15 protein-coding genes and 1 pseudogene are annotated in these 17,257 nt (G+C 38.6%); 12 read left to right on the top strand and 4 right to left on the bottom strand.

What is annotated here, in order from left to right:
- The first annotated feature begins 130 nt into the window (after positions 1 to 130).
- From lacG to H3T55_RS13475, 6 genes and pseudogenes are all read left to right on the top strand, one after another.
- Positions 131 to 1,534 carry a 6-phospho-beta-galactosidase gene (gene lacG, locus H3T55_RS13495; RefSeq protein WP_225534831.1) on the top strand — a complete coding sequence of 468 codons (1,404 nt, stop codon included), beginning with the start codon at positions 131 to 133 and terminating at the stop codon, positions 1,532 to 1,534.
- Between the two features lie 34 nt (positions 1,535 to 1,568).
- A complete protein-coding gene (locus H3T55_RS13490) occupies positions 1,569 to 1,886 on the top strand; it encodes a PTS lactose/cellobiose transporter subunit IIA (protein WP_225534832.1) in 318 nt (105 codons plus the stop codon).
- Positions 1,887 to 1,907: 21 nt separating this feature from the next.
- Positions 1,908 to 3,177: pseudogene (locus tag H3T55_RS13485) on the top strand (PTS transporter subunit EIIC); the annotation flags it as partial.
- On the top strand, positions 3,168 to 3,620 hold the full coding sequence (locus H3T55_RS16770; RefSeq protein WP_412523580.1) for a lactose/cellobiose PTS transporter subunit IIB: 453 nt from the start codon (positions 3,168 to 3,170) through the stop codon (positions 3,618 to 3,620). The pseudogene H3T55_RS13485 and the gene H3T55_RS16770, both read left to right, overlap by 10 nt.
- A gap of 86 nt (positions 3,621 to 3,706) precedes the next feature.
- Positions 3,707 to 5,266 (top strand): arabinogalactan endo-beta-1,4-galactanase, encoded by a 1,560-nt coding sequence (locus H3T55_RS13480; protein WP_225534959.1) that lies wholly within the window; start codon positions 3,707 to 3,709, stop codon positions 5,264 to 5,266.
- A 140-nt stretch (positions 5,267 to 5,406) separates the two neighbouring features.
- The gene (locus tag H3T55_RS13475; protein ID WP_225534834.1) at positions 5,407 to 6,822 is read left to right on the top strand and encodes a glycoside hydrolase family 1 protein; all 1,416 of its coding nucleotides are present in this window, start codon (positions 5,407 to 5,409) and stop codon (positions 6,820 to 6,822) included.
- 120 nt (positions 6,823 to 6,942) lie between these two features.
- Here H3T55_RS13475 and H3T55_RS13470 read toward each other — a convergent pair whose 3' ends face one another.
- Entirely contained in the window at positions 6,943 to 7,665 is a 723-nt protein-coding gene (locus tag H3T55_RS13470) for a GntR family transcriptional regulator (protein WP_225534835.1), read from the bottom strand.
- A 242-nt stretch (positions 7,666 to 7,907) separates the two neighbouring features.
- Here H3T55_RS13470 and H3T55_RS13465 point away from each other — a divergent pair, with 242 nt between their 5' ends.
- Complete coding sequence (locus H3T55_RS13465) at positions 7,908 to 9,425, top strand: zinc ABC transporter substrate-binding protein AdcA (RefSeq protein WP_225534836.1); 1,518 nt, start codon at positions 7,908 to 7,910, stop codon at positions 9,423 to 9,425.
- Between the two features lie 153 nt (positions 9,426 to 9,578).
- Here H3T55_RS13465 and celB read toward each other — a convergent pair whose 3' ends face one another.
- The 3 genes from celB to H3T55_RS13450 form a co-directional block, all read right to left on the bottom strand.
- Entirely contained in the window at positions 9,579 to 10,841 is a 1,263-nt protein-coding gene (gene celB, locus H3T55_RS13460; RefSeq protein ID WP_087642175.1) for a PTS cellobiose transporter subunit IIC, read from the bottom strand.
- 176 nt (positions 10,842 to 11,017) lie between these two features.
- Complete coding sequence (locus H3T55_RS13455; RefSeq protein ID WP_225534837.1) at positions 11,018 to 11,836, bottom strand: TPM domain-containing protein; 819 nt, start codon at positions 11,834 to 11,836, stop codon at positions 11,018 to 11,020.
- Positions 11,837 to 11,842: 6 nt separating this feature from the next.
- A complete protein-coding gene (locus H3T55_RS13450) occupies positions 11,843 to 12,442 on the bottom strand; it encodes a LemA family protein (RefSeq protein ID WP_087642177.1) in 600 nt (199 codons plus the stop codon).
- Between the two features lie 332 nt (positions 12,443 to 12,774).
- On the opposite strand from H3T55_RS13450, the gene H3T55_RS13445 reads away from it, so the two are divergent.
- The 5 genes from H3T55_RS13445 to H3T55_RS13425 all read left to right on the top strand — a co-directional run bounded on the left by H3T55_RS13445 (position 12,775) and on the right by H3T55_RS13425 (position 17,226).
- A complete protein-coding gene (locus tag H3T55_RS13445) occupies positions 12,775 to 13,662 on the top strand; it encodes an SDR family oxidoreductase (protein WP_225534838.1) in 888 nt (295 codons plus the stop codon).
- A 17-nt stretch (positions 13,663 to 13,679) separates the two neighbouring features.
- Complete coding sequence (locus H3T55_RS13440; protein ID WP_225534839.1) at positions 13,680 to 14,111, top strand: DUF2188 domain-containing protein; 432 nt, start codon at positions 13,680 to 13,682, stop codon at positions 14,109 to 14,111.
- A 48-nt stretch (positions 14,112 to 14,159) separates the two neighbouring features.
- Complete coding sequence (locus tag H3T55_RS13435; protein ID WP_225534840.1) at positions 14,160 to 14,603, top strand: hypothetical protein; 444 nt, start codon at positions 14,160 to 14,162, stop codon at positions 14,601 to 14,603.
- A 293-nt stretch (positions 14,604 to 14,896) separates the two neighbouring features.
- Positions 14,897 to 16,948 (top strand): BglG family transcription antiterminator, encoded by a 2,052-nt coding sequence (locus tag H3T55_RS13430; RefSeq protein ID WP_225534841.1) that lies wholly within the window; start codon positions 14,897 to 14,899, stop codon positions 16,946 to 16,948.
- Complete coding sequence (locus H3T55_RS13425; RefSeq protein WP_225534842.1) at positions 16,945 to 17,226, top strand: PTS sugar transporter subunit IIB; 282 nt, start codon at positions 16,945 to 16,947, stop codon at positions 17,224 to 17,226. Before H3T55_RS13430 ends, H3T55_RS13425 begins: the two co-directional genes overlap by 4 nt.
- The last annotated feature ends 31 nt before the right edge of the window (positions 17,227 to 17,257 follow it).

Here is a 17,257-nt window from a genome sequence, read left to right as displayed (position 1 = left end):
ATATCGTTTTTATGTGTTTTATTTGTTGACAATTCGAAAATATGAAAGTAATATTAGAATATGAAACGAACAAAAACGAACTTTAAATCAACAAAAATAAACTTTCGTTCATTAAGAGGAGGAAGAAATAATGGTCTGGACATTACCAGAGGATTTTATTTTCGGTGGGGCGACAGCAGCTTATCAGGCAGAAGGTGCAACAAAAGAAGGCGGCAAAGGCGCAGTAGCTTGGGATGAGTTTTTAGAAAATCAAGGACGCTTTAGTCCTGATCCGGCGAGTGATTTTTATCATCAGTATCCTGAAGATATTCGCTTATGTGAACAATTTGGTGTCAACGGAATTCGTTTATCCATCGCATGGACTAGAATTTTTCCGAGTGGAAACGGTACAGTGAATCAAGAAGGAGTAGATTTTTATCACAATGTGTTTGCTGAATGTAAAAAGAGAAATGTAACCCCTTTCGTAACGCTGCATCATTTCGATACACCGAAACCACTATTTGATAAGGGAGATTTTTTAAATAGAGAAACAATGGAAGCGTTTGTAAAATATGCCGAATTTTGCTTTGAGGAATTTAGTGAAGTCAAACATTGGAGTACATTCAATGAGATTTATCCTGTAGCGACAAATCAATATCTTTTAGGAGTTTTTCCTCCATCGATCAAATTTGATTTTACGAAAGTCATTCAATGCCTGCATAACATGATGGTCACACATGCAAAAACAGTGAACTTATTTAAAGAAAAAGGCTACGCTGGCCAAATTGGCGTCGTTCATTCATTGGAAACGAAATATCCTGCAACAGATTCATTAGAAGATCAGCATGCTGCATTTTTAGATGATGCTTTATCTGTTCGCTTTTTATTAGATGCGACTTACCTAGGATATTATTCTGAAGAAACATTAAAAGCTTTAGATGAAATTTGTGAAGCAAATCAGGCAAGCTATTCTTTTTCAGAGGAAGATTTTGAGGTCATGAAGAAAGCCTCTACACGCAATGACTATTTAGGGATCAATCACTACCAGTGTCATTTTGTAAAAGCCTATAATGGAGAAAGTGAAATCTATCATAACGGTACGGGTGATAAAGGCACTTCAGTCTATCGAGTAAAAGGAATAGGCGAACGAATTTATAAAGAAGGGCTGGCAAGAACGGATTGGGACTGGTTGATTTATCCAGAAGGTATGTATGATATGTTGATGCGGATCAAAAAGGATTACCCATCGTATAAGCAAATTTATATCACTGAAAATGGAATGGGTTATAAAGATGATTTTGAAGATGGGGTTATTATGGATGGACCGCGAATTGAGTATTTGAAAGTCTACTTGGAAGCAATCAGCCGTTCGATCCAAGAGGGTGTGAATGTAAAAGGATATTTTCTGTGGTCACTGATGGATCTTTTCTCATGGACCAATGGCTACAATAAACGGTATGGTCTTTTTTATGTTGATTTTGATACACAAAAACGCTATCCGAAAGAATCAGCTTACTGGTATAAATTTGTCAGTCAGACGAAGACAATTATCTAATAAGGCTAAACTAAACAAAGTGAGGAGTAAAAAAATGAGTACAAAAGAAGAATTGCAGATGCTGGGTTTCGAGATCGTTGCTTATTCTGGAGATGCAAGAAGTACGATCTTGAATTTATTGAAAGAAGTTCGCGGTGGTAATTTTGAGCATGTAAACGAAGCACTGAAAGAGGCCGATGAAAACTTAACACTTGCCCACAATGCACAAACAAAGATTTTGGCTGAAGAAGCTTCGGGGAGTGATCTTGATTTGGGGTTTATATTTATTCATGGACAAGATCATTTGATGACGACACTTTTACTAAGAGAACTTGTACAGGATTTTATCGAATTATATAAAAAAAATCAGTGATCTGACTAGGAGGAGTACAAAATGAATGCAATCATCAAGCAGATTGAAAAAGGAAAACCATTTTTTGAGAAAATCTCCCGAAATATCTATTTAGGCGCTATTCGAGATGGTTTTTTAACAGCTATGCCCGTCATTTTATTTTCTAGTATTTTTATTTTGATCGCAGCTGTCCCGGAAGTATTAGGTTACGCCTGGCCTGAAGCTGTATCAGCTTGGCTTTGGAAAGTTTATGGGTATTCAATGGGACTTGTGGGACTTTTGGTTGCTGCAACAACAGCTAGGTGTTTAGCAGAATCGATGAATCGAAAAATGCCAAAAAATACCACGATCAATGCAACATCTACTATGCTTGCAGCAATTGTTGGTTTTGTTTTATTGAGTGTCAATCAAATTGAAGGCGGTTTCTCTGTTGAGTATATGGGAACAAAAGGGTTGATCGCTGCCTTTGTATCAGCATTCATTACTGTTAATGTATACAAGTTTTGTGTTAAACGAAATATCACGATCAAAATGCCGAAAGAAGTTCCAGGAACCATTTCACAAACGTTTAAGGATATTTTTCCTTTCGCTTTTTCAGTATTTTGTATGGTGATCATCGATTTAGTGATGCGTAATTTCTTCAAAGTTTCTTTTGCAGAAGGCATCATTACTTTATTACAGCCATTATTTTCAGCAGCAGATGGTTACCTTGGAATTGCACTTATTTGGGGAGCGATGGCGCTCTTTTGGTTTGTTGGCGTTCACGGACCTTCGATCGTGGAGCCGGCAATCGCAGCAATCATTTATGCCAATGTGGAAACGAATCTAGAGTTGGTTAATTCTGGAGAACAGGCATCTAAAGTGTTGACTGTAGGGTTAGGCAATTTTGTTGGTACGATGGGCGGGACTGGAGCAACACTTGTCGTCCCATTCATTTTTCTTTTATTTGCAAAATCCAAACAGCTGAAAGCAGTCGGCAAAGCATCTGTTGTTCCAGTCTGTTTTGCAGTGAATGAGCCGTTATTATTTGCAGCACCAATGATTTTGAATCCATATTTCTTTATTCCATTTTTGATTACACCCATGGTCAATGTTTGTTTATTCAAATTTTTTGTCGACGTGATCGGTATGAACAGTTTTATGTATGTTCTTCCATGGGCAACACCTGCGCCGATCGGATTGATTTTAGGGACAGGCATGGGGCTTTGGGCTGTTGTACTTGCAGTTGTTTTGATCGCAGTCGACGTGATCATCTATTTGCCTTTCTGTAAAGCGTACGATGCAGAGCTAGTGGAACAAGAAATGCAGAATGTGGAAGAAAATGTAATCGAAGAGCTGTTGGAGCCGGCTTTCGGATCAGTCATTGCCAGTGCAGCTGTGTTGACTGACAAGGAATCAAGTGGTGATTTACCTACAGAGAAAGAACAACCATCAAAAGAAATCAATGTTTTAGTATTATGTGCTGGTGCTGGTACAAGTGCTATGTTAGCGAATGCATTAAAAGATGGTGCCGAAGAATATGAAGTTGCGATCACTGCTGAAGCGGGTGCATATGGTTCTCATTATGAAATAATGGAAAATTTTGACATGATCGTACTAGCACCGCAAGTAAACTCCCACTATGAAGATATCAAAGAGGATGCTGATCGTTTAGGTATCAAGCTGATCGGTACAAAAGGAGCAGAATACATTCAACTGACAAGAGATTCTAAAAAGGCGGTTGATTTTGTCTTAGGGCAATTTAACAATAATTGAAAATGGAGGTTCAAGAAATGAAGAAGAAAATGGTCTCGTGGCTTTTTTCGGTGTTCCTGTTGGTTCTGACATTTACGTTTGGTTCGATGGTTGTTAGGGCGGAGTTTATTAGTGGTGCAGATATTTCGATCTTAGCTGACATGGAGAAGTCAGGTGGGAAATATTATGAAAATGGCACACAAAAAGATGCGTTGCAAATTTTAAAAAATAATGGTGTCAATTATGTCCGACTACGTTTATGGAATAACCCATATGATAGTGCAGGTAATTCTTATGGCGCCGGAACGAATGATCTCGCAACAACGATTTCCTTAGCGAAAAGAGCAAAGGCACTCAATCTTAAAGTTTTATTGGATTTTCACTACAGCGATTTTTGGGTAGATCCAGGAAAACAAAATGTACCTAAAGCATGGGCTTCTTACTCTTTTGATCAAATGAATACCGCAGTTTATGATTATACCAAAACGGTCTTGACCCAAATGAAATCAGCAGGTGCTTTTCCGGATATGGTTCAAATAGGGAATGAGCTCAATAGCGGCATGCTGTGGCCTTATGGAAAAAGCTGGGGACAAGGTGGTGGCGAGTTCGATCGATTGGCAACATTTTTAAATTCTGGTATTAAAGCGGTCAAAGATACTCAAACGTCTTATACACCGATCATGCTGCATGTTGCTGATGGTGGTGATACGAGTTTGTTCCAGTGGTGGTTTGATGAAATTACTGCTCGAAAGGTCAATTATGATTTGATCGGGATTTCTTATTATCCCTATTGGCATGGGTCGATGGCAAATCTACAACATACGATGGATACGATCAGTCAGCGGTATGCTAAAGATGTCGTTGTCGTAGAAACAGCTTATGGTCACACAACAAATAATGCAGATAATAAAACAAATGCGTTTACTTCAGTAGAAGCTGCAACAGCAGGATATGAAGCAAGTTCAAATGGACAATATCGCTATTTGACAGACTTGATCACAGCAATCAAAGAAGTACCGAATAATAAGGGAACGGGATTCTTTTATTGGGAACCGCTTTGGTATAATGGTGCTGTTTCCTGGGCGACGCAAGCGGGGATGAACTACCTAGGGGTCACAGATGAAACAGGGAATGAATGGGACAATCAGGCAATGTTTGATTTCAATGGCAATGCATTACCTAGTTTGAAAGCTTTTAGTGTAGGAAACTCAGCTGCTTCAGTAAATTATATTGATAATCCAAGCTTTGAATTAAATGGTTATACCAATACACCTGCTAATTGGACGAACTGGTACGGAACAGGCGCTGCAGTTGGAACGATAAAAACAGAAGATACTGATTTTGCAGGCAAGTACAAACTAAGCTTTTGGTCCAGTAATGCCTATGAAGCATCTACCTATCAAAAACGAACTGGGCTGCAAAATGGCACTTATACGCTATCAGCATATGTGATGTCAGGTGGAAGTTTCACAACAAGTCAAATGTATATCAAAAACTATGGTGGGACAGAACTCACAGTGCCGACCGCAGGTAAAAGCACTTGGACTCGAATAGAGATAGGCAATATCAAAGTGATAAACGGTACGGCTGAGATTGGTTTTTATACAAAAGCATCAGCAAATGCTTGGGTGAATATTGATCGCGTTATTTTAACGAAAAATCCTTAGCAAATCAAAGAGTCAGGACGAATGTATGGTTCTGGCTCTTTTTTTGTAGCTGAATACAAATGCATTCTTTTTATTTAAAAGTATAGACATTAAAGCGTTTTCCTATTATAATAATACATGAAAGAATAATTGATTATTAAATGAAAGCAGGTAATTTCATAGTGAAAACATTTAAAGAAGATTTTTGGTGGGGCGCAGCAACATCAGGCCCGCAAAGTGAAGGAAGATTTAATAAAAAACATGCCAACATGTTTGATCATTGGTATGAGATCGAACCACAAGATTTTTATGATCAAGTGGGTCCGGATGTAACCTCAAATTTCTATAATAGTTTTAAAGAAGATATCGCAATGATGAAAAAAATTGGATTGAATAGTGTGAGAACATCGATCCAATGGACCCGTTTGATCGATGATTTTGAGACAGGAACAGTCGATGAAGACGGTGTTCGTTTCTACAATGAAGTGATCGATGCGTTTCTTGAAGCAGGAATTCGTCCAGTGATGAATCTGCATCACTTTGATTTACCTGTGGAGCTTTATCACAAATACGGTGGTTGGGAATCAAAACATGTGGTTGATCTGTATGTAAAATTTGCGGAAAAATGTTTTGAATTATTCGGTGATCGAGTGAAGGACTGGTTCACACATAATGAGCCGATCGTTGTAGTGGAAGGTGAATATTTACATCAATTCCATTATCCTAAAATCGTTGATGGCAAAAAAGCCGTACAAGTTGCCTATAATTTGAATTTAGCTTCTGCAAAAGCAGTTCAAGCTTTCAGAAGGTTAGGCCTACAAAATGAAGGTGGAAGAATCGGGATCATTCTTAATTTGACACCGACTTATCCAAGATCAGAAAATGCTGAAGATTTAGCCGCTGCTAATATTGCAGAGTTATTTAACAATCGGATGTTTTTAGATACAGCTGTTCTCGGAGAATTTCCTAAAGAATTGGTGGAACTACTGCAAAAGGATGGCGTTCTTTGGGAAAGTACACCAGAAGAGTTAGCACTCATCAAAGAAAATACGATCGATGTGCTAGGGGTTAATTTCTATCATCCAAATCGTGTCAAAGCACCAGACGTTGCACCAAATAGTGTGGGTGCCTGGTTGCCAAATCGTTATTTTGACGAATACAATATGCCTGGACGTCGTATGAATATCGACCGCGGCTGGGAAATTTATCCTAAAGCATTATATGATATCGCGATCAATATTCGTGATAACTACAATAATATTCCTTGGTTTGTCTCTGAAAATGGGATGGGGATTTCAGGCGAAGAACGTTTCATGGATGAATCAGGCGTTGTCCAAGATGATTATCGGATCGATTTTATCCGTGAGCATTTAGAGTGGGTGCATCAAGGGATCGAAGAAGGATCAAATTGTTTTGGCTATCACTTATGGACACCGATCGACTGCTGGTCATGGGCAAATGCCTATAAAAATCGTTATGGTTTTATTTCAACAAATATCCATACACAAATCAAAACCATCAAAAAATCAGGTCATTGGTTTAAACAAGTTGCTGAAACAAACAGCTTAAGCGATTAAAGAATAAAAGAGAGCGAAACAAGACTAAAAATCAGTTTTGTTTCGCTCTTTAAATCTGAATAAACGGCGAGAAAAAAGCAGCTCCTTCGGAAATAAGCCACTTTTTGTCTTGTCCTCTTTTTAATTATAATCTACATTTAAAATAGAATACCCGCGCTGATCATACCGATTCCGGCTGCACGAGAACTCGATCGGTCGTCCATTTTTTAGATAAACGACTTGCTGTACTTCAAGAACAGGATCATCTATTTTACAATTCAAATAATTTTGGTCATACTCATCAGATTTACTGGCCTGAATATTTCGATAAGCACCGGCAAAGTTTAAGGATAATTCCTCCTTAACGTACGTGTAGATCGATTTTTTCAATATATCTGTTGTTAAGCCCGGCACTAGATCACAGGGCATATAAGTATGCTCTAGAATGAATGGTTCATTTTCAAGAATACGTAAACGGATGATCTTATAAACAGGTTGTTCCTCTGAAATTGCCAGACGTTCTTGGACTTCCTGAGTTGGAAACTCGACTTCAAATAAGATCACCTGGCTTTTAAGATTCTTGTGGCGCTCATCCATTTGTTTGCTAAGACCGCCATATTCGTTCGCTGGAGAAGTGTCTTTGTCCCAAAATGAGCGATTCAATACTTTCGTTCCAGAACCTCTTTGAGAGTATAGCAGACCTTCCATTACTAAAATGCCGATGGCTTTTTTGACAGTCATACGACTGACATCAAATTCCTTTACTAGATCTGTTTGATTTGGTAAAAGAGTGTCTGCTTTATAGACATTATTTTTGATTCTTTCACGGATCGTATCTGCAATTTCTTCGTATTTTGGCTTCATTATTTCACTACCTCCTACTCTGTATTGTACCTGATTATGAATGTATAGACAATTGTAATAAAATGAAACTAAATCGATTTGTTTGAATGATGTGCAAAAAAAATTATATAAATCCTTGACAATAAAAACATGAATTGCTATAGTATCGAATGTCTAAATCGTAATTATTACGTTTTGATTTGCGCAAATCGAAATAAGACAAAGAAGCGAAAGCATTCATTCTAGAATCAAGGGGAAAATAAATGAAAAAAAATCTAAAAACAATCATTTGGAGCGTCCTTTTTTTAGTAGGGATTTTAACAGCATGCACGACTCCTAGCGTTCAGGATAAAACTGATAGCAAAGATAAGGAGCTTACGATCGTAACCTCTTTTTATCCTATGTATGAATTTACAAGAAATATCGTTGGCGATGCTGGAGACGTTTCGCTGATGATTCCAGCAGGAACAGAGACACATGATTATGAACCTTCCGCCAAAGAAATTGCTAAGCTACAAGATGCCGATGCGTTTATTTATCATAGTGAGTACATGGAAACCTGGGTTCCAAAAACAGAGAAATCTTTAAAAAATGTCAATAGTATCAAAGCTACTGAAGGAATGCTCTTACTTCCAGGGACAGAAGATCATGATCATGGATCACAAGAAAGCCATGACGGACATTCTCACGATTACGATCCTCATATTTGGCTGAGCCCATATCGCGCAATCCAGGCAGTAGAAAAAATCAGAGATGGTTTGATTGAACAGTTTCCAGAACAAACGACTGTTTTTAATAAGAATGCTGCTGCTTACATTTCAGAACTAACAACCCTTCATCAAGACTTTGAAGAAAAGTTATCAGCAGCGAAACAGAAAAATTTTATTACTCAACATACAGCTTTTTCATATTTGGCATTGGATTATGGATTAAAACAATTACCGATTGCAGGGATTTCGCCAGACCAAGAACCACAGCCTTCAAGGCTGGCAGAATTAAAAAAAATAGTCGATGAAACAGGTATCCAATATATTTATTTTGAAGAAAATGCTAATGACCGTGTCGCAAAAACATTGGCGAGTGAAGCAAATGTAGACCTTCTCGTACTCAATCCGCTTGAGGGGTTGACGCAAAAAGATATGGATATGGGCAAAACCTATATCAGTGTAATGAAGGAAAATTTAAGTGCATTAACAAAGTCAACTGACACAACGCCTAAAAAGGAACTGACTGCTTCTGCTACAGAGAAAACTGTCTATAATGGCTATTTTGAAGATGAACAAGTGAAAGACCGTGAACTGTCAGACTATGCTGGGAACTGGCAATCTGTTTATCCTTATTTAGAAGAAGGAACCTTTGATCAAGTTTTTGATTATAAAGCAAAATTGACTCAAAAAATGTCTGCCTCAGAATACAAAGAGTATTATCGCCGTGGCTACCAAACAGATGTAGATCAAATCGACATTACTGAAAATACAATGACGTTTATGGTAGGCAAGAAAGAATATAAAGCGAATTATACTTATGCTGGAAAGCAAATTTTGACCTATGAAGCAGGGAATCGTGGGGTACGCTTTCTATTTGAAACCGCTGACGATACACCTTACAAATATGTCCAATTTTCTGACCATGGAATAGCACCTAACAAAGCGGCACATTTCCATATCTATTTTGGCAATGACAGTCAAGAAAATCTGCTGAAGCAAATGGACAATTGGCCGACCTACTATCCTGAGACGATGACAGGATTTGAAATAGCACAAGAAATGCTAGCTCATTGAGCTTAACTATAAAATAGAAAAGTGAGAGCGAGACAAAACTAAAAATCAGTTTTGTTTCGCTCTCTAAATAGGAATGAACGCCGAGACAAAAAGCAACTGCTTCGATCACATCAGCCAACGCATACAGCTTCACTTTGTGACCATAAGAATAAATTAACTTAGTTTCTCTTTATCTAAAATACGTAAGAATGGATACCAGATGAAGCCAACGATCAGCATGTCTACAAGCTGCAGTAAACCGCCTAAAATAGAGTTTGTAGCTAACATACCGCTAAAGAAGATCGGTACAGTCCAAGGGACAGAAACCCCCGTTGGCGGTGGTACGATACCTGCTGCCATGATCAGATAATTAAAGACTGTGACGATCAAAGGCGCGATGACCCATGGAATTAGAATCGTTGCATTCAATACGATCGGTAAACCAAAAATAGCAGGTTCGTTTACGTTAAAAATACCAGGTGCTAAACTTAAACGGCCGATATCACGATATTGTTTTTTCTTCATGATAAATGCCATGATCAACACAACGGCTAAGGTCATACCAGAACCGCCAAGCCCTACAGTAAAAGTTTCCATAAAAGGTTTGGTAATGATATGAGGCAGATCTTGCCCTGCTTTATATGCTTCTAAGTTATCCAGCATCAATGTATTCCAAATTGGGTCCATCACAGAGTTGACGATGATTTGACCATGTAAACCAAAGAACCATAAAAATTGTACAAAGAACAATGCAATCAGTGTTGCTGGCAAGCTGCTGCCTAGACCAACAAGTGGTTTTTGGATGATTTCATACACGACATCATGAAGATTCGTATTAAATAGACCAGTCACAGCGGCATTTAAGAATAAGAAAACAGAAAGAGTCAAAATAGCTGGAATCAATGCGGCAAAAGATTTTGCAACTGCTGGCGGAACCCCATCAGGCATTTTTATTTGCCAGCCTTTTTTTGTGATCCGGCAATAGATTTCAGCAGCTAAAAATGCTGCAATCATCCCAATAAACATACCTTTAGCGCCTAAACGGTCTAAAGATAAAACACCAGAAACTTCTACACCTTCAGCTGTTGTCATCATAAAAGGCGTCAATAATAGGAAGCTTGCGAAGGAAACAGCACCTCCGAAAATACCTTCAACGTCATAAGATTTTGATAAATAATAGCCAATACCGAATGTGACAAACACGGACATAATACTCATTGTGGCATTTTGTCCATTACCGAATAATGAAGATAATGTGCCTTTCGTTGCATCGCTGAAAAACGGTAAATTATTGATCACAACGATGATCGAACCAAACATTGTTAAAGGGAAAGACAGCATAAACGCATCTCTAAGTACAGACAGGTAACGGTTTTGCCCAAGCTTGTTAGCCAAAGGCATAATTTTTTCAGCAAGAGAATCCATAAAACCATTCACGAAAATCACGATCCTTTATCATAAATTTGTAATCGATTACAAAAATAATATACCATCTTTAATTATAAATGTCTATACTTTTATATTTTTAAATCTGGTTTTATTTTTAGAGTGAAAAAAATAGAGCAAACATTCAAATGTCTGCTCTATCTTTTATTCATTTTATACTCAACAGTCTAAATACTAGCACCGCCGCCGCCGGATGAACCACCACCGCCAGAGAAACCTCCTCGCCCGAAGCCGCCACCGCCTCTTGACGAACCTCCACCAAAGCCGCCGCCATAACCGCCACCGCCCCAATACCAAGGACCGCCGCGTCTACCGCGACCACCACGTCCGCCGGAACCAAAGATTGCTATCAAGATGATGATCACTACGATCCCAAAAGAGAAAAAGTCGGGAATACCAGAATCAGCCGCAGTTACTTGATCCAGCTCGTCTTCTGACAAAGCATTTTCGTCTGCTGGATAATCATAATGCTTATCGATCAAAGTCGTAACAGCATTGAATGTATATTGTAATCCTTTGTTGATCGCAGCTGGATCGTTCGATTTTAAATCATCTTTTGCCTGTTGCAGAATATTTCCCGCAAGGCTATCTGTTATCACATCTTCTAACCCATATCCCACCTCGATGCGGACATTTCGTTCGCCATCATTAACAGCGTAAAGAATCAAAATCCCATTGTTTTCTTTTTGATTACCGATTTTCCATTTTTGGAAAAGATCAGGCGCATAGCTATCGATGCTATCACCATCCGTTGAATCGATAACGGCTAAAACAACTTGGGGAGCCTCAGCTTTGTCCCTGTACACTGCTCCTTTTCGATCAACTAAGTTTTTTGTTGTTTCATCAAGAATACCCGGCTGATCTAAATAGAAATGACTAGGTGCTGCTGGCAGCTCTTCTGCAAAAGCCGGCAATTGAAAGCCGGCAAAAATGGTGACAAGGAAAAGAATAACACTGATGAAAAGGCCTCGTCTATTTGTAGTCATTTAGTTTCACTTCCCGCTGGATGTGCTGGTTGAATCATCAAAATTGACAGAAGGGACACTACTAGCTGTCGGATCTGCTTTAAAGTAATCTTTTTTACCTAAGCCCATCATATTTGCAAAGATATTTTTAGGGAATGAAACGACTTGTTCATTGTATTCCTTGACAACATCATTGTAACGTTTACGCTCAACTGAGATTCTATTCTCAGTTCCTTCAAGTTGTGTCATCAATGTTTGGACATTATCATTTGATTTTAATTCCGGATAACTTTCGTTGATGACATTGATCAATGTACCAACCGATTGATCTAACTCCTGACTGGCTTTGATTTTATCTGAGTCATTGTTTGCTGAGCCGTATGCTTCACGTGCTTTAGCGATATCGCCAAAGACTTTTTGCTCTTGCTGCATGCTGCCCTTAACACTATTGACTAAGTTAGGGACTAGGTCGGCCCGACGCTGCATTACATTTTCTACTTGACTCCACTGTGATTCTACTGATTGTTCTTTTTTAGCTAAGCCGTTATATTGACTGACACCGAATACCCCTAATAAAATGACACCAATCAAAACGATCAAGCCAATTTTCGATTTACTGTTCTTCATAAAAATTCCTCCTCAAATGTAAAAATCATCAATACTTTTTTGTAAAAAGACTATACGATTCATTCATCAAATAGTCATCGGATGGCCAACGAAACGATCCCTATTAAAGTATAGTGTAATGTTATTGTAATATTTATGAAATGTTTTGACATCCATCTTAAGACCTATTTTTATTGTAACATCTCTAACCTTCATTATACGTAGTTCTTTTATATAAACCAAAGAATGTGATTTTTTATTAGAATCATATGATTTGTGAAGCTGGCTTTTTTGTATTAGGGTAAATAGATAGGAAAATATTAATCTACACAAAAAAATTAGGAGGAATCAGTATGACGAAGAAAATTGAAAATCCGCTCACGAAATTCTATGATGGGAAATTTGAGAAGCAAGTTCAAGAAGCACCGGCATTACAGCAAAAAATGACTCCTATTCCTGATTGTGGGGAAGAATCTTATCACGGGTCTGAGAAACTTACAGGCCGTAAAGCATTGATCACAGGCGGGGATTCCGGTATCGGTCGTGCAGCAGCAATTGCTTACGCGAGAGAAGGTGCGGATGTTGCTATCAACTATCTGCCTTTTGAAGAAGATGACGCGCAGCAAGTAAAACAATTGATCGAAGCAGAAGGACGCAAAGCAGTGCTGCTTCCTGGAGATTTAAAAGAAGAAGACTTTACACGAAAATTGATTCATGATGCTGCTAAGGAATTGGATGGTTTAGATATTTTAGTTTTGAATGCCGGGATGCAGCAAGCAGTTGAATCGATCAAGGATCTATCGACACAACAAATCGTCGATACCTATACAACGAATATCATTTCAATGTACTGGGCTGTTCAGGAAGCATTGGATTATCTGCCAAAGGGAGCGAGTATCATCACCACTACCTCTATCCAAAGTGCAGAACCTAGTGCACATTTACTTGATTATGCAGCGACGAAAGGCGCGATCACTTCGTTCAGTAAAGGACTGTCTGCGCAGTTGGCCGCATCTGGCATTCGTGTCAATACTGTGGCGCCAGGTCCGATTTGGACGGCTTTGCAGATTTGCGGAGGACAGCCGCAAGAGAAGATTCCGGAATTTGGTCAAAATGAGTTGCTTCAAAGAGCAGGCCAGCCAGCTGAATTAGCTGCTGTATATGTCTTTTTAGCCTCTGACGAAGCCAGCTATGTCACCGGACAAGTGTATGCCATTACTGGCGGAAGCTTTTTTGCATAAGAAAGGGGAGCTGACTTATGCCCTGGGATCTAAATGATTATCCAGCGTCATTCAAACATTTTGAACCGCTTCTTAAGAAAAAGGCTATCGATATTGTCAATGCGCTTGTGAGTGAAGGGTATCCCGAAGGTGATGCCATTCCGATTGCTATCTCTCAAGCAAAAAAATGGTATGCTGAAGCGTCTGACTTGGAGAAAACAGCATTTAAGCACGCAGCTGATCCACAAAAAAACGATAGACACCCAAACAAAATCAATACAGATCTTTTGGACAATGACGTGTTGGTTTATTATGAAAATGATCGCTGGTATGTTCAAACAAAAAACACTAAAAAAGCAGCAGATTCCTTTGACACGAAAGAGCAGGCGGTAAATAGAGCGAAAGAAATTGCAGAAAATAAAAACGCTCACGTTATAACCTATAAGAATGATGAGACACCAGATAAATAATCAGCTCTTTGCTTGTTGAAAGGCGTAAATAGGAAAGGTGGTTGAGACGTGGAAAAGAAAGCTGAAGCATTGTCAGGAAACTGGTTGATAAAAGGAACGACCTTTCCTTTGTGGCTGTCAGGAAAACGTCGGCAGCCAATGATTTCTTACAAGCTTTTATCCGTCGATCCGCTCGTTTTTTTAGATACAGTCTGCTATAAAAATCAGCAGGGAAAAAGCAAAACGATTATTGGAAAAGATACTTGGAAGCAGAATACATTTGTCTGGCGAGGTGCAGGAATCTTAAAAGTATTGAGCAGCCGCTGGTCGATCTTAGCCTTGACAGAAACGATTTTGGTGATCAAATTCGAACGGTCATTTCTGACACCCGCAGGAATCGATGTGCTGGTAAAAGAATCGGCTCAAATAAACGAGATTAAACAAGTGATCGCTGATTCACCGCAACGCTATGGTCTTGATCTGGATGAGGTTGAGCGGTTAGCTTGGCTTTAACAGCGTAATAATCGAGGCTGAGACAAAAGTGTTTAGCTCCTTATTTCCAAAGGAACTGCTTTTTTCTCGCCGTTTATTCGAGTTTAAAGAGCGAAACAAAACTGATTTTTAGTTTTGTTCCGCTCTCTTTGCAAACAAAATAGCTATGGAATCAATTCTTCGTTGACTTCCATAGCTATTTTGTTATTTTTTTAGTTAAGTCCAATTCTTTTGAAAAATAAAAAATAGATTAGACCCAAGACTTCTTTCGTTTGTAGCGTTTACATTATATAGTGGAAACAGGAGGAACACATATGATTGATTATCGAATGAGTTATCTTATCGCAATGCCGGTCGGAGTGGGTTACTCCATTCAAGAAATCAATGAGAAAACAGGTTTGACAACAGAAGTAGTGATCGATCAGCTAGGCAAGATCAATGAATTTTTACAGGAGAATTCTTATCAACCAATGATTTGGCAAAAGAATCGTGTCTATTTTTCGGATCAGCTGACAGAGCTGTGGTTGGAAATACAATTTGGCAAACACGAATGGGACATTTGTTATTCTGAACAGGAACGACAGGCGCTATTATATCTTTTGACATTTTTAGAAAAAGAAGATTTATCTGTTTTCCATTATCAAGATTTTTTTCAAGTAAGTAAAAATACGATCTTATCAGACATCAAAAAACTGCGTGATACTCTTTCGGAAGACTGTATCACATTGGACTATTCAAGGAAACTTGGGTTTCATTTGGCTGGTCAGGAAAATCAGCTGCGCCTTAAGGCACATGAGATGATCACAAAAATCATTGGAACACAAGCAGGAAAATGGGGCTTGAAAAAAGTTTTACTAACACAATCGAAAACAGTTGAAGCAGATGTTCGTTTTCATTTATTTGAAACGATCAAAAAATATGACTGGTCGATCGTACCTAGTCGAATCGAAGAAACAGTTTATTTTTTAGCCTATATATTATACCGACATTCAAAACAGTCTGTCTTAATAGATGAGGAAAGTAAAAAATGGCTGAGTCAATTGACTGTATTTCAAGGCAGTCAAGATTTTTTAGCTCAGTTTCCGACACTTGAATATTCTAGTGATGAGGCGTTTTACTGTTCACTGATCTTTATGACGATCATTCAAGGTGAGGTTAGAGAAACGGCTTTAGAGTTCTTATTGGAATGCGCTAGTCAGATCATTCATGAAATGGAGCGTTTAGCGGCGATCGAATTTAAAGCGTACCGCAAGTTGTTATTGGATCTTTTTTACCATTTAGTCCCTGCTTTTTTTCGGATCAAGTATCATTTTTCGTTATCTAATGTGTTGATCGAGGAGATCAAGGAACAATATGGTGAAATATTTGCTTTGACTAAGCGCGCGCTGCATCCTTTAGAAGTACTGACCGGAGAAAAAATTCCAGATGAAGAAATTGGCTATTTTACTATTTTGTTTGGTGGAGAAATCGGCAATCAGCGGGAATTGAACCGGGTGATTCGATACAAAGCGCTTGTTTTATGTCCCAGCGGAATCAGTTCATCATTGATCATGCAGTCTGAATTGAAAGAATTGTTTCCGACGATCGATTTTAGTTTAACGACAACTGTTGACCAGCTGGAAAATATCTCTGAGACAGAGTATGATGTGATCTTTTCAAGTGTTCCGCTGACGATTCCTAAGAATGTATATCTCGTCAAACCGATCATGTCGCAATTAGAGAAAAACAATTTGATGCGGTGTGTGCAGGAGGATTTATTGATTCCAGGAATTGTCGTTCCTTCTGTGGATGAAATCATCGAAACACTCTTGCCGTATGTGGAACTGAAAAAAGGCGTTACAAAAGAAAAAATCTATCGAATTTTAAATCGTAAAATGATCAAAAAATTGAAAGTGAAAGAAGATGAGAAGCCAATGTTATCTGAGTTGCTGACCGAAGAGATGATCCAATTGACGGATAAAAAAATGAATTGGGAAGAAGCCATTACTTATGCGGCAGCCCCATTATTAAAACAAGAAAAAATAACCGATCATTATATAGAAGCAATGATCCAAAAGGTCAAAGACTATGGTGCCTTCATTCACATTGGCAAAGGGATTGCTTTGCCGCATGCCAGACCAGAAGATGGTGTCAAACAATTAGGGATGTCGTTGTTAAAAGTGAGTGAACCGATCGAGCTTTTAGACGATCCCAAACATGAAATCACGATTTTTATCTGTTTGGCAGCCATCGATAATGAGATGCATTTAAAAGCTTTAGCTAGTTTGACCAAAATACTTTCAAACAAAGACAATTTAGAAAAATTATTGGCAGCGACAGATCAACAAACGATCATGGCGCTATTAAAGGAAGGAGAATTATTATGAGAATGGCAGCGGTGTGCGGATCAGGATTAGGATCTAGTTTTATGGTGGAAATGAATATCAACAGTGTGTTGAATGAACTGGGAGTAACAGGCGTTGAGGTCGCTCATTATGATATGGGAAGTGCTACACCTGATTTGGCAGATGTTTTCTTTGTAGCGGGAGATCTTGCAGATAGTGCCCAGCATTTGGGCAATGTCGTGGTATTGGACAGCATTATCGATATGGATGAATTGCGGGAAAAGGTTAGAGCTGTTTGTGTTGAAAATGAACTGTTGTAACGATGATCAAAGAACATAGGCGCGTTTTAAG

Origin of the sequence: Enterococcus sp. S22(2020), assembly GCF_020295385.1 — a bacterium.
GTDB classification, from domain to species: domain Bacteria; phylum Bacillota; class Bacilli; order Lactobacillales; family Enterococcaceae; genus Enterococcus_L; species Enterococcus_L dunnyi.
The sequence above is the reverse complement of the archived record's forward strand: the minus strand, read 5'-3'. Positions and strand labels throughout refer to the sequence as shown.